11 protein-coding genes are annotated in these 13,395 nt (G+C 44.4%); 5 read left to right on the top strand and 6 right to left on the bottom strand.

Annotated elements, in window-relative coordinates; genetic code table 11:
- Positions 1–18: 18 nt before the first annotated feature.
- Genes OCV56_RS25535 through OCV56_RS25510 form a run of 6 tightly spaced genes read right to left on the bottom strand, consistent with a single transcriptional unit; the run spans position 19 to position 7,311 of the window.
- The gene (locus tag OCV56_RS25535; protein ID WP_081230206.1) at positions 19–702 is read right to left on the bottom strand and encodes a DUF4400 domain-containing protein; all 684 of its coding nucleotides are present in this window, start codon (positions 700–702) and stop codon (positions 19–21) included.
- Positions 692–1,318, bottom strand: a complete 627-nt coding sequence (locus OCV56_RS25530) for a hypothetical protein (RefSeq protein WP_086715022.1) — start codon at positions 1,316–1,318, stop codon at positions 692–694. The genes OCV56_RS25535 and OCV56_RS25530 overlap by 11 nt, the downstream gene beginning before the upstream one ends.
- A gap of 9 nt (positions 1,319–1,327) precedes the next feature.
- Positions 1,328–3,241 (bottom strand): conjugative transfer system coupling protein TraD, encoded by a 1,914-nt coding sequence (gene traD / locus OCV56_RS25525; RefSeq protein ID WP_158094635.1) that lies wholly within the window; start codon positions 3,239–3,241, stop codon positions 1,328–1,330.
- Positions 3,234–5,696: a MobH family relaxase gene (mobH, locus tag OCV56_RS25520; protein ID WP_086715026.1), complete on the bottom strand. Its 2,463-nt coding sequence runs from the start codon at positions 5,694–5,696 to the stop codon at positions 3,234–3,236. Before mobH ends, traD begins: the two co-directional genes overlap by 8 nt.
- Positions 5,696–6,490 carry a hypothetical protein gene (locus OCV56_RS25515; protein WP_081230202.1) on the bottom strand — a complete coding sequence of 265 codons (795 nt, stop codon included), beginning with the start codon at positions 6,488–6,490 and terminating at the stop codon, positions 5,696–5,698. The genes mobH and OCV56_RS25515 overlap by 1 nt, the downstream gene beginning before the upstream one ends.
- 11 nt (positions 6,491–6,501) lie before the next feature.
- Positions 6,502–7,311 carry a hypothetical protein gene (locus OCV56_RS25510; protein WP_086715028.1) on the bottom strand — a complete coding sequence of 270 codons (810 nt, stop codon included), beginning with the start codon at positions 7,309–7,311 and terminating at the stop codon, positions 6,502–6,504.
- A 1,956-nt stretch (positions 7,312–9,267) separates the two neighbouring features.
- Between OCV56_RS25510 and OCV56_RS25505 the strand changes: the two genes are divergently transcribed.
- The 5 genes from OCV56_RS25505 (at position 9,268) to traF (ending at position 13,247) form a co-directional block, all read left to right on the top strand.
- Positions 9,268–10,314, top strand: a complete 1,047-nt coding sequence (locus OCV56_RS25505; protein ID WP_086715034.1) for a ParM/StbA family protein — start codon at positions 9,268–9,270, stop codon at positions 10,312–10,314.
- A gap of 3 nt (positions 10,315–10,317) precedes the next feature.
- Positions 10,318–10,812 carry a hypothetical protein gene (locus OCV56_RS25500; protein WP_086715036.1) on the top strand — a complete coding sequence of 165 codons (495 nt, stop codon included), beginning with the start codon at positions 10,318–10,320 and terminating at the stop codon, positions 10,810–10,812.
- A 274-nt stretch (positions 10,813–11,086) separates the two neighbouring features.
- Positions 11,087–11,716 (top strand): hypothetical protein, encoded by a 630-nt coding sequence (locus tag OCV56_RS25495; protein WP_086715038.1) that lies wholly within the window; start codon positions 11,087–11,089, stop codon positions 11,714–11,716.
- Between the two features lie 34 nt (positions 11,717–11,750).
- Positions 11,751–12,296, top strand: coding sequence for a hypothetical protein (locus tag OCV56_RS25490; RefSeq protein WP_086715040.1), 546 nt, complete (start codon positions 11,751–11,753; stop codon positions 12,294–12,296).
- 3 nt (positions 12,297–12,299) lie between these two features.
- A complete protein-coding gene (gene traF / locus OCV56_RS25485) occupies positions 12,300–13,247 on the top strand; it encodes a conjugal transfer protein TraF (protein ID WP_086715042.1) in 948 nt (315 codons plus the stop codon).
- Positions 13,248–13,395 lie beyond the last annotated feature (148 nt).

The raw sequence follows: 13,395 nt of genomic DNA, 5'->3' as shown, positions 1-13,395 counted from the left end.
TTGATTACCTATGTCTGTTTAAAAGCGTTGGAATTCACGCATGATCGTGGTGGTTAATAGGATGCATAAACCAATGAAAAATAGGGGTAAATATCGCCAGAATCCGCCATCAATGATGGGGACAACAAGGAAGACCCATAGTGAAAAGAGAATGATGAATATCATGCGAAAGGCCATTGCCGCTATTTTCACGTTGTGCTGTGTAAAGGCGTAGATTCGCTTACGATATTCGTAGTAAGAATCACTCATGAACGCGAAGATAAGCACCCCGCCTAAAAGAAGCCATTCCATGAGTACGTTCAGTCGAAGTATGCTGCGATACCACCACATCTTTGTGTTATCCACCAGCCGCTCTGATATACCTGCAATAAAGACCCCGGACCCATTTGTTTTTTCAGGTTTGATATAAAATCTATCAATGACATTGGAGATGCCCGTATCGACCATCGTCGTCTGGTATTGACCGTTTACACGGTCGAACACTATTTCTGATTGCTCTTCGGTCATTGTCGACTGAACAATGGACACCTCATCGATGACGTCGGCTCTAAATTGCTCCGCTGACATACCAAACCAGCAATACAACAAAGAAAAGAACCAGATCATAAACCCCAACCTTACCCACGGGTTTAGTATCGAGACACCATCACCGAGTAGGGCTTTGTTACCTTCGTCGATAAAAGATTGGGTATCATGCGCCATGAGCAGCCTCCAATATCTTTTCAGGTTTGAGTAACAGGTCTAACAAATTCACCGAGCGAGGGTCTTCGAAGGCGTAGGGTGCGATACCCATTGTATTGAGTTCAGGACGACCGAAGAGTTGAGGGAGCAGTAACAGGCTCAGTTGGCGACAATGTTTCTCGCTCTCTGAGGTTAGTTTTCTGTCAATGACTTCCATGCAACATACGCGGCTGGACGTAGCAAAGTCTGAAAATGAACAGCGAATCGGGTCCCAGATTAGGTCGCAGCCTGCCTTTGTGTCTTCTGATGTGACCATGACTTTGAATAGTTCTGAGGTTCGGTCAAACACTTTCAAAAAGATGTGCTTGAAGGCGACTTCCTTGCCGTGTGTCTCATAATGCTCATCCCATGTATCGGCCATCTCTCGCAATACCACGTCAAGTAAGAGTTCTTCTTCTCCTTCATTGAAAGAAGCTGGCACAACGTCACCGAATAACCTCACTACTCGCATTTGAACCTCACCAAGAGACGGCCAAATAAACGCTTGATAATTCAATCGCTCGCTCAACTCTTTATCGATCGTTCGATTCAGATAAACGCTGGCAGTAATTTTTTTGAATTTGGTCGATACTTTCATAATATTTCCTTAACGTGGCTCTACAGGCAGGCGGAGTAGGGTTTTATTTCCATTTGAGAAGCTGCATATAGCTTGCAAATTGGGTAAGGCCGATACCATGAACGGTGGAAATAAACTGCGCTCTTCTGATGACTCACGTACACCAGAACCTGAATTGAATGAAGAGACGGAATCTTGTGTTGAGGCGCTGTTTGAAATCATCTTTTGATGCTTTCTTAGATCGGCAGCCCCCATCTTTTCTGATACATATTCACGAGTTACTTTGCCTTCACATCGCATGGCGATGGTATTGGCACACAGCTCGGTTATCCTATCGGCGGTCGCTTGCGAGGTTTTTTCTACGATGTCGGGCATGGACTGTGTACTTAAGTACAGTTCGTATTTGGACTGACGACCGACGGCGAGTAAATTCAGGATTGGATCATTAAGTGCGTTATGGGCTTCATCGACCATAAAGCAAACCTCTGGCTCTTCTCCTGTACCAAAGTTATAACGTTCAGCTGACGATGCCGCTGCAGCTGCCGACACAAGCTTCGATAAGGTGCCTGAAATCACTGGGTCTGTTAAACCGTCTGTGGCGCAGTACAGCACTCCACCTGTGTTTGATAACTCGCGTAAATTGACGACGTTCGGTTGGTTGTCCGATAAATTATTTAAATCAGGGGACAACAATGTATCTAGAGGCGCCGAGCAAAGTTGTTCCAGAATTGCATTCAGTGAGCCAGTTTTGGTGCTCACTTCAGACGATTTTTTATGGAAGGCGTCAATGATCCCTGAAAGTTGAGAGCAAGGTTTGTCTTTAGCCATGACATCGGAATAATACATGATCATATTTTCAAGCCAGTCTTGCGAGCCCATGGCTTTGATGCGACCGTTCATTTGGGCTTTCCAGTCCACACCTATTTCTTGACTGAAGTACGTTTCACACGTTTTCTCTACCAGACGTACTAGACCTTCACGCAGATAATAATGAAGGGTACGAAGTGTGAGTCGTTCACCGATGTATTCCGCTGCCTGAGTAATTTGGTTTACACGTTCCCAACAGAATTGTTTAAAGACTTCCCCAGAAGAGCCGCCCGTTGGAATACATTCAACGACACGGGTTGCCAGTTCCGATGTTCGGTTATAGTTGGCTAGGCAATCAACAACGACAGATTCAGATGGCCGTGCGGGGGCAAAATAGTAGAACTGGTCCCCTTTACCCTGACGCTCCATCTCTGCTTTCAACCCATTTCGCATTTCCGGCGTATTTTTTGGGTCGATGATGATGAGCAAGCATTTTCGCTTTGACCACAGTTTGTTTAATGCGATTAACTTTAACAACGTTGTTTTGCCTGAGCCTGGAACGCCGTAGATGATTGTGTGTGCGCGGCCTACATCATAATGCACAGTCACATCTTTCTCGTTGCCCAAGGCCATGAGGAATGGCTCCCCACCTAATGCTTCGTTCAGAACAGGGTTATAGGGGATCAACTTCCTTAAATATAAAGGCACTTTTTGGTCGCGGCGTGCAGAAGGGAGGGCATTGATTTTATACATATTGATGGCGTGCTCTGGCCCCCAATTAAAGCCGGTCCCTAAGTACATACGGTCTTTGTATTTCTCTGCCTTCTTTCGAGTGTCTTCCAAAGACTCTATATCCAGTTTGTTCGAACACAATCGAGCCTGCATCTTTAGAATTGGCCATGCTTCAGAAGATCGTTTGGCGGCCATGACAAAGCTGGTGGCCATACCTAGCCCTGTCAACATCACCGTATCGGGAGCCGGTGTCTCAGTGAATAGGTTGTACAATGCTTGATATCCACCAGCGACACTGAAAAAAGCACCCGAAGCCAGCCATGCGCGAGCTTGTTGTATCTCAAACACTTCACGGAAGTAGTCTTGAATATCGTCATACAGGGGTTTTGTCTTTGACTTAAACATCAGAAGCGACTCCATTAGCAATTAAGTTCAATTCTTTGGCGAGGTTTGAATCTAAAATTAACTTCTCTTGCTCGCTGTTAATGGTGAGCTTTCCTGCAAAGAAATCGAGGTTATCCATACGCTCTGGCCTACCATAGTCATTGAAATTTTTAATTTGATCTAAGAACAGTTTTTCGCCCACACCGAACAGTTCTGCGAAGGCTTTGACGCAACTGCTGTCCAACTTGATGTGCTCTGTCGCGTCAATGCCCAATATTTTCCCTGGTTCTATGTCATCTCCGAAGCGGTCAAAAAAGGCCGTCGTATTCATTTCCATGTTGGTCATCTCTACAAGACAAAGAACCCACGTTTTGTGCGCGTAGATCGCATTTCTTGAGCTGTAGCTGACAATGGAATCACCATCGGTCTTACCATTGGATAGCGCCCATGCCATCACATAACATAGGGTTCTTAGGTCTTTATCAGACACATTTTTTAAAGCGGAAGCTCTTTGCTGTGCTTTCTGTGTTTGGGACTTACGCCCTTTAGCTGCGGTGGCTAGAGGTTTGGACGACGGTGCCTGAACCGGTTTGTCGTCAGCTGCGTTGATGTTCATGCCATCCCATACACTAGGTGCCGCATTGTTTTCTTCCACCGACTGATTTGTTTCATTTTCGAACACGATTGTTGGCCCACTTGTCTTTGACGGTGAGTTTGCCTTTGTGGTGTTCGTCTTAGTCGCTGCTTTTTTCGTCGCTGGCTTTTTCGTTGCTTGAGGTTTGGGTGCTGGTTTCTGTGCAGGGACGTTGTTTTGAGCAGGAACGTTTTTCTGTGCAGGAACGTTTTTCTGAGCAGGAACGTTTTTCTGAGCAGGTGTCGCTGTTGCTGGCTTCCCATTGTTGCTCGTGTTGGCCGGTGCTGGTGCTGTTGCATTGATCTGCTGCGGGGTCGTTGTCGGTGATTGATTTTCAGCAGCTTGCATGAGTTCTTCAGGTGGTTTTGGTAGCCCCGGCAAATTCAACGAACGAGCTTTATTACGATTTACTTGGGAGCCTTGTTCTGGGTCCAAGTTATAAAGGGTCTGAAATGGGTTATCTTTTGGCTCGGTATAATCCAAGCTGCCTTTGGCGTCGATTGTTAAGCGTTCGCCCATGCTAGAAAATTCGATGTAACAGTCTTTAAGGTTAGGTGGGCGTAATTCACCTTCGAAGACCAAATCTGGATAACTGATACGAACGATATCAACTTGTCGCATCTTCCCTTGCTTCGCTGTAAATGTGAGCCTCACAAAGTCTGACTCTTCATGCATCGGCTCCACAATACCTAGCTCTTCCATCTCTTGAACTACGATACCAATGTTGGATTCAATTCTGGCTAGGTGACCCGAGTTGCTAGAATTAGCGTTCATGTGGCTGATGATGTCTTGCACGCCATTTCGGTAATCGAGGTATACCTCCCCATCAATGACATACATGCGAGCACCGATTTCATTGACTTTGTTCCAACGGTTTTTTCGTAAATCTCGGATGGCCGAGATAATGCCGTGACTCTTACCGGCTTTACGCTGTCCGATGAGTTTGTGGAATTGGGTTCTACGATCTCGTTCGGCACTGAGCGCATCGGCACGGCGCAATGGTTTCTCGATATACCCTTCCTTACGGGCATAGTTCTGCAGCGCGTCAATGATTGGTCCTGAAAGGTTATCGTTAGATTGATATAACCAGCGCTTTGCTGTGTCACTCAGTACTCTGTCTAATAACAGCACTGACAGCTTCTCATGGTAATGATTAGCACGGCGTGGATTCCAGCTAACGGTGTAGCGGTCAATACCATATCTTTCACTGAATTCGTAAATGGTTTCAATTTGTGGGTTCCAAGTGGTATCCAGCTCTTTCCCCGAAACCCTCATGTCAGAAATGACTTTCCCTGCATCATGCAACAAACCTGTTAACCATGCGGCAAAGCGCCATCGCGGTTCTCGTAGCATCTCCTCATCTTGGAATCCGATAGCCAAAGGTCGAGAGCCCTTCGACATTCTTAAGGTCATTAAGGCAACATCTAATGAATGACGAAGTAGGCCGCCAACTTCATTGTGATGATGGTACTCACTAGCAGGCAGTAGGTGGAAAAATGAAATCACAGAACGGATCGCATGCATGTACGTGTTCATAAAGCATGGAGTCAGGCTTTTATCTGTACCTTCGAGCATGCCTACGGCAAGGAACGTTTCCTTAATAATGCCTCTATAAGCGAATAAAATGTCCCCCTCCGTTAAGACAGGGACACCATCTGGCGTCGGCGGGTATTTGATCATGCTTGCGACTTCTTTCTGCAAGCGAGTGATCTCCTGCTGCTGCTTCAAAATAGTTTCACTGGCGAACTCCTCATGCAGCTCACCAGTTTTCAAGCGTAATTTCTCTTTTACGATAATTGCACTTTGAGTTAATTTTGATCTGACGCCATCAAACATTCGCATTAAGCTGATTCCTGTAGTGACTCATCGGATTTTTGAGTTATTACGGCTTGAATTTCTTCCGCACTCAGTGGGTCTTCGTCTTCGCCTAATATCTCAGCGCCACCAGCATGAATATCCACCGGTTCTGCTTCTTGCTCAGTTTCAGCTTCATTCAATGGAGCCGACACGTTATCTGGCTGCTCATCGGTGACCTCTTCAACCACCTCTACTGGTTTCAACTTTTGATTGATTTGTTGATTAACGCGTTGGTGTGTTGTGCCGCGACCAGTGTCTAGCGAGCGAAGTTGGTTGGTAATACGGAACACGTCGTTAGAGAAGCGCGACATCGTAGAAGCGAGTTTGATTTTCGCGTACTTGTAACGTTCTTCGTCGACATCGCCTACCATCCAAAGTACTTCCATGACCGCCATCGAGTTGTCGAACTTTCGAATGACCTGCAACACACGTTGGAAGACAGGGTGGGTCACATCGATGACGACTTTGTGGTTATCTGGTACTTCGATTTCAGGAAAAGGTACATTGCGATTTTGTTTGCGGTATTTACGCTTCACTGCATCAGCCTGTCTTGCAAACTCACCTTGACCTTCTTCCAAATGTTCAAAGTTGGTTTCAAAGATAGACACTACCGCATCACGGTTTTCATCGTTGTCTTCGGTGGACTCGTACAGCGTCGCAATTCGTTGTGTTGCGCCAACCAATTGACCGCCTTTTTGACCTAAGTAGCGGTACATTGTCTCGCTTCGACACACGATTGAAACGGGGATGTGGCGTCGCATTTGCTTAAATTCAGCCATGGTGATTCTCCTTAGAGATTGATGAGTTCTGGGTAATGGTCAGCGATGACCTTTTCTAGCTCGCCTATTTTTCGGTTGTATTCCCTGCTTAGTGGGAGCCCTCTATCTGCAATGAAAATGCTGAGTAATACGCGTCGTTCCTCTCGAAGCGTTTTATAGCGCTCCCTTAATCCGAGGTAACGTCGTGTGGGTGGACTGATAATTTGCTTAAATGTTAGGAACTGCTTTAATTCCCAATCCCTCATGTATTTTTTACATTGTGATTTGGAAAAAGGGTGGGTCAGCACTTTGTAGGGAATCTTGTTCTCTGACTTGTTCTCGTACTTCGTCGCGAACTTAGGAATTTCATAGTATTTCTCTGAATTCGGAATCTTCTTATCGGGATCAAAGTGATACGCCTTCTTTTTTGTTGTTTTGTTTAAGCGGCTCATGTCACGCATTCGAAGTTCAAAACACATCACCTTCTCCCAACCGTCCCTGTCTTTGGTGTAATACTTAGTCCCAATCAGTACATGGCCTGTATTGGCGAACGTGCTTCTACGGTGGTAAGAATTGTCTTTGATAATTGTATGGTTCTGTTCGAGCTGAGGTTTTCGGTAATACTTGTCAGCCAAGTCTTCCATTTCGGCTATAAGTTCACCGGCTTCGGCATAGACCGCCTTCAGTTCCATTGCATTACGTTTTAGGTTCTTGGTGAGCAAACCCAATTTTAGACCTGCATGGATATCGTCTTTTTTAACCTGAACATCAGCCTCAATGTCCTCAGTAAGAACATCAAGTTCGTCTGTTTGAACGTCAAGGACATCCGTCTGTTCATGCATAAACCCTGTCTCCTTCCCAAATGGGGTATTGGTTGATACTGCATGAATTAAATCGACGTTTTTTCAAATAAGGGACGAATTTTCGCTAATAGATTTCAGAATTGCTTTTCGAATAGGGCAGGTCTGCGGGTGTTTTCGTTGGTATGAACAATGGTTCAATCATGAATGTCGTAGCGACGAATTTGAATTTGTTTAGCCTAACGCTTTGTCTCGTTATGACAGGGAAGGGGGACTAGACATGACCAGCGTTCGTGGAATTCACGATTTGAGCTCGTGCAGTCGCTCAACTCAATTTCTCTGAATGACATTGGAACTAATGACTTTCCACCAGCTCCTCGGCTGGGAACCGGCGGATGACCAGCACCCAAGAATTTCTTCCGGCGCAGATGTCGATTCCCATGTCTTGCACTGACACGGGATGATGTGTCCCGGCACCAGCGCCGGTTTATCACCCGAGAACCTGCTGGTCACGAGTATCACCTGGGCCTCGCTGGTATGAAAATTATCAAACTCAATGTCATTGCCTGACACTGAATGCAATAAACCTGGCACCAGCTCCTCGGCTGGGAACCGGCGGCTGGCCAGCACCCAGGCGCTCGCTCCGGCGTAAGTATCATTTCCCCATGTCTCGCACTGACACGGGATGTTATGACGCAGCACCAGCGCCGGTCTTTCACCCGAGAATCCGCTGGTCATCGTGAGTTGAGAATCCGTCAAAGACAATTGGCTTGAACACCATTTTCTAGATTGTTTAGTAATTAATTCATATTCATTGTCACCCCGAGAAATTGAACCGTCTCGGGCAACGACTCAATCTTGGGTCGTACCGTTCGGCTTGAGATGATTTTTGGATATTTATATTTATTTTTTTGTTTTTAAGAAGGACTGTACCGCTCAGGATTCGATTTCAATGTCTTGGTTAGACTCTTTCCGGTTAGCCAGTGGTCATTGATTCACTCTCGGGCTGGGTCGAATCATATTCTTAGGATGTCACGGTCGATGAAAGATGCTCGGGCAGGGTCGATTCTGATTCTTAGGATGTCACGGTCGATGAAAGATGCTCGGGCAGGGTCAATTCTGATTCTTAGGGTGTCACGGTCAATGATTAACTCTCGGGCAGGCTCTTTTCTAAATTGCCATGCGCCAGCGACCTCTCCCTTGGCGGGAGCCTTTTTTTTAGCTCCCCCTTTATAATACTACTATACGGAGGGTGGTACACCACCACTAATATATGACAAAAGGCCGAATTTTCGCGTGAATTTTCGTTGTCACCAGTCGCTTTTTCTTCTTTTTGATACCACCCCATGTATATGTAGGAGATATGACCACCACTCTCATAAAATCCTTATTTTCAAATTCCCTACATATATTGAGGGGGGTGTCGGACCTCCTGTTTATTAGTAGGCACTAATGTTCTGATGGTTTAATTTTAATCGAATTTTGATACCACCATTGATATATGTAGGGACGGTGATGCCAAATTCTGGAACGAACTGTCGTTTTATGGTGGTTGATTAGCAGTGAAGATCAGAACTAGATTACTTTCGTTAAGGCGCGTCGTTGAAAATAAGGATTAACAGAACCACTCAAAATGTGTATGTCGGTTGATGGGCGTTCTTTTGAGTAATGATTTTCGATTTCTGGCTAATTAATTTCAAGAACGAGCAAATCTTCCCATACAATTCCCAATCCCACCAAAATGGAAACGATGTTATGCAATTTTTTTCAATTGTTTCTACAAATGTCATTCCTTAACCGATTTATTACGGTGTTTATCAATATTTCCCAAGCATCTCGATTTTCCTCATACGCAATACAATTTTATTCGATTCATGCACGATATTTTTCAACAGCTAACAATAAACATGAAAAATGCCCTCACTAATTGCTAAACCATCATCAATTTTTGTGTATCACTAGGTTTGACATCAAGACAAATGATCGGAGTGATTGATTATGAACAAACAACTGGAAGTTGCAGCGATAGATGTAGGCTTTGGAACCACCTGCGTTGCATCTGAAATAACAGGCGATCACTGTTATTACCATTGCTTCCCATCAAGAGCTGTAAAGGTGAATCCTACAGAGCTGAAGCGACTGGAATCGTTTGGCACAACTCAGCGAAATACGGTTTTAGTGAACATTGACGGAAGTAGTTATGAAGTGGGGCCGGGAGTTTTGTCAAAAGCAGCTGACGCCAACGAAAGACTTCTTAATAAACGTTACATCTCAAGTCCGGCTTACAAGGCGCTGTTTATCGGTGGCTTAAGTCTATTAAAAACGGATTGCATTGACTTGCTGGTGGCTGGTCTTCCATTAAACCAACTTGATCGTAAAGATGAATTACTCAATTTTATGATTGGTGAACATCATGTGGATGGGCGAGTGATCCGAGTCAAACAGGCACATGTATTGCCGCAGCCACTTGGCGCACTTACTTATCATGCAAAGTCAGAAGCAAAGAAAATGAACTGCGGGATTATGGAGGCGCTTGGGAACCGAGCGAGAGTTACTGTTGATCCAGGTTATGGAACAACCGACTTCTTGACTTCTACGGGGCTTACAATCGACGAAGAACGTACAAAGGCATTCGAACTAGGTCAGGGGAAAATTCTCAGAAGCCTGAGCACCTACCTGTCTGAAATTTTGGGTACATCAATCGGCACCGAATTGGTAGACAAAGCATTCAACACGAACAAGCTTGAAATATTTGCTGAAGCGTATGACTTCCCTGTCGCTGATGGTGTCTTTGACTGCTTGCCGCTGATTGACAGTTTGTGCAATGAAGCAGTCGATTTGCTTACTAACATGCTTGGTGAAGCATCAGACATACAAGAGTTTATTGTTTCTGGTGGTCCAGCTCCAGATTTCGCGAGAGCGCTAGAACGTGCATTTCCGAGACATACTGTGAAGTTAGTCGAGAAACATGAAGTTGCTGTATGCCTTGGTTTTGCTGAGTTAGCTAGACAAATCGCGGGTGTTAATTCAAACAAGGTTGCGTAGCTTATGAGTAATAGTATCGATGTTAACCTGTCGACTTGGGTGGAAAGGGGAGCTATCGAGATCCCCGATAGTCCGAAGTTTAAGCGCATCATGTTGCGACGAATACTAAACAAAGGCGCAGTGATTAAGCGATTGCACGATTCAAACTGGGAAAAGATATCATCACAAGTTGAGCTTACAATGCCGTTCAACGGCGAGAAGCTTAATGAGCGATTTAGAATATCTAAACGTGATTTCCCAGTTTTGTTGAGCGAATTGAATCATTGTGAAAACCGAAGTTGGTTACTACCAATTCTTTTCCAATTGGGACTGTTATATCACCAATCTGGTGAAGCAATTATTAATCGATTTTTGGGTAACGTGAACACCAACAACGAACAAGGTTCTTCCCAAAATTCTCCACAGATACCTGAAGCTAAATCACCACAGACAGACCCAGCAGATTTGGTATCTACGGAACTGGTTGATAACTTGACTTCAAGCGGATTAATCAGTTGATTTTTCGCATAGCACATTTGCAATAAGTCAAGACTTAATATTGAGAATGTGTATGTTTTTTTGTAATCATTGTTGTGATTTTATACATTTATGCAATAATCCAAGAGTTCACTAAAACAAATTGCGTATTATGGAATTCGTAATTTCGTATAAATGAACACAACGTCAATACTGTAAACGCAACCTAACAACGCTCGTGGTGAGCTTAGTAAGGTGTTTGAAAGGTCAATGTTGGGATCGCTCAAACTGCGTAAAAAGCATGGAAGATTTACTTATGAAACGTCTAGGCCACATGGCAGCCGTGCGTGCAATTTCCGCTCGCATATTGTCAGCTGCACACCAATCTGTTTTAACTAACAGAGAATGCTCCGCTCAAATTAACTTTCTGACTAACATCGACGTAGATCGATTTATAAGTATCGAGCCCGATACTCTAGAGAAGTTTGCAGAGACGCAGCATCATATCTTTACCCTTGCCCCATTACGTTCTGGCTGCACCAAACAAACAGGTTTATCGGTTCTTAATACCGCAATTGAAACAGGCCAGTTTGAAAATTATCGAACACGATTGAACGCTTATCTCAATGTCACTTCTGAATCTACACCTTCTACCGATGAGATGAGTTTTCAGTGCCAATCACTAATTCTCGCAATGCACAACCTCGCTCAAACAGATCCGCATTCTGCGATGATTGAGCTAATGGCAACTCAACAAGAAATCACTAAGTTTGCTAGTTTTGAGTTGTTTCAAATTGTCAGGTTCACATCTGCCGGTATCAATCCTTTCGTATTTCACGAAGGTACTGAAGCTGAGATGTTGAATGCCTTAGAGACTCATGAATTTAAAAGTCACAATGTCGGCGTAGAACGCATTCGTATGCGTACCTTGACCGATATGATCTAAATTCAGTCTGTTCACAATTTGAAAGGATAGTCATATGTCCGAGATACAATTATCCACAGCGTCTCAAATGGCGCTGAAATTGGAGACGCGAGCACTCGATCTTGTACGCTTTGGTGCAAACGCAGCCACAATTAAAGACCTTTTAGGTTCAGTGCCTAAGTCTGCTCAACATGAGCTTTGCCGAATGCAGACAGACTTTAAAAAATCAAGAATGGGTAAAGATGCGAGCTTTCTTCATCAAGTACCGGAAGCGTTTCCCATCTCGAATAAGCTTTGGGCTTATTATTCAATCCTCTCCAATGACCCATCAGTGAAGTTGCCGCTTCAAGACAATATCGACAAGATGCTTGATGCTTATGCAAGAGTATTTGATGAATCGAGTGAAGACATACGTGCTTACGTGAATTTCAATCGATTTGTTCAACTCCTTCATCGTATCGGTGACGGTACGATTCACATTTTCAAATGTGAGTGTGGGACAAAATATATTGGCCACACTGAAAGACCTGGTACTGGTTGTGCTCACTGTCGTGCAGAAAGAGCGAGAAATCGTCGTAAAGCCAAAGCCGCTGAGGTATAGATTATGAAATCGAACTATCTAGGCTTATCGATGTTATGCGCCCTTGCATTTGCAGCTACCGCGACGGCAGATGCAAATTTCGTCAATGATAAAAGTGCCGCTCAAGGTTGGCACTTTTATGGGGAGCCTGAACCAGAAGAACTCAAAAAGCCCGTGCCTCCACCAGTCCCTATTGCCCCTCCAAGTGCAGCAAAATCTGGTCCTGAACCTATGTCGACGAAATGGATTCGAGCGCACTTTATGGAGTTTGTTGGTGAAGCAATTAATGACCCTACTCCGGAGAACATCCAACGAGCCCGATACATGCAACGTGTGATTATGGACAAGGCGACTGCTTTTAGGGAAGCGTGGATGCAAGATGTCATCAACAACCCTCTTCTTGATGAAACACAAGCAAGGCCAACATCGAGTTTTGCTCTTAATGCTAAGAATGAAGCTAAGAATCGTGCAGAACAGGAAGTGGTTCAAGAAGTAGCAAAACAAGCGGGGTTATGGTTCTTTTTTGAGAGCACTTGTGATTACTGTAAACGCCAAGCACCCATTGTCCAACGCCTCATGAGCAAATATGGCTTTAATGTAAATGCGATCAGCATCGATTTAGCGCCAATGGAAAATGGTATGTTTCCTGAGTATCAACCGGATACCAAGCAGAAGTATAAAGAGCTAGGCGTTCAAAGAGTGCCTGCTTTGTTTTTAGTTGGTAATTCCGGTGAGTTCGTAGCGCCCATTTCACAAGGCATTGTGACTGAAAGTGAAATAGTCAGATTGGTTCTTATTCAGGCAAAGACGGCCAATGTTATTTCAGAAGAACAATTTAACGACGCGTCGGCAGTTGAGTCACTACAGCAAATTACACGATTTGAAGATATTGATGAAGAAAGAGCCTTAACAGACGCAAACTATCTAGTTGAAATCTTAGAATCGAACCTCAAGGCACAGCAAGGTTACTAACTTTATCGCGGTTAAATGGAGCCTGTTCATTAGTTAATGAGCAGGCTTTTTTATATCAGTTGCACGTTAATTACCGAAAAAAGGCTCCTTATTTGAATTTTTTGCACTGGCGTTAAGTAACACTAATCCTAGTTCTCTATCAGGATAT

Origin of the sequence: Vibrio gigantis (assembly GCF_024347515.1) — a bacterium.
In the GTDB taxonomy this organism is placed as follows: domain Bacteria; phylum Pseudomonadota; class Gammaproteobacteria; order Enterobacterales; family Vibrionaceae; genus Vibrio; species Vibrio gigantis.
Note: the sequence above shows the minus strand (reverse complement) of the source record. Positions and strands in the feature narration are given on the sequence as shown.

What these genes read in the sequence shown, in the direction of transcription:
- OCV56_RS25500 (WP_086715036.1), top strand. Translation starts at nt 10,318, where the DNA reads ATGAGTAATAGTATCGATGTTAACCTGTCGACTTGGGTGGAAAGGGGA.
- OCV56_RS25535 (WP_081230206.1), bottom strand. Translation starts at nt 702, where the DNA reads ATGGCGCATGATACCCAATCTTTTATCGACGAAGGTAACAAAGCCCTA.
- traD (WP_158094635.1), bottom strand. Translation starts at nt 3,241, where the DNA reads ATGTTTAAGTCAAAGACAAAACCCCTGTATGACGATATTCAAGACTAC.
- mobH (WP_086715026.1), bottom strand. Translation starts at nt 5,696, where the DNA reads ATGCGAATGTTTGATGGCGTCAGATCAAAATTAACTCAAAGTGCAATT.
- OCV56_RS25510 (WP_086715028.1), bottom strand. Translation starts at nt 7,311, where the DNA reads ATGCATGAACAGACGGATGTCCTTGACGTTCAAACAGACGAACTTGAT.
- OCV56_RS25490 (WP_086715040.1), top strand. Translation starts at nt 11,751, where the DNA reads ATGTCCGAGATACAATTATCCACAGCGTCTCAAATGGCGCTGAAATTG.
- traF (WP_086715042.1), top strand. Translation starts at nt 12,300, where the DNA reads ATGAAATCGAACTATCTAGGCTTATCGATGTTATGCGCCCTTGCATTT.
- OCV56_RS25505 (WP_086715034.1), top strand. Translation starts at nt 9,268, where the DNA reads ATGAACAAACAACTGGAAGTTGCAGCGATAGATGTAGGCTTTGGAACC.
- OCV56_RS25515 (WP_081230202.1), bottom strand. Translation starts at nt 6,490, where the DNA reads ATGGCTGAATTTAAGCAAATGCGACGCCACATCCCCGTTTCAATCGTG.
- OCV56_RS25530 (WP_086715022.1), bottom strand. Translation starts at nt 1,318, where the DNA reads ATGAAAGTATCGACCAAATTCAAAAAAATTACTGCCAGCGTTTATCTG.
- OCV56_RS25495 (WP_086715038.1), top strand. Translation starts at nt 11,087, where the DNA reads ATGAAACGTCTAGGCCACATGGCAGCCGTGCGTGCAATTTCCGCTCGC.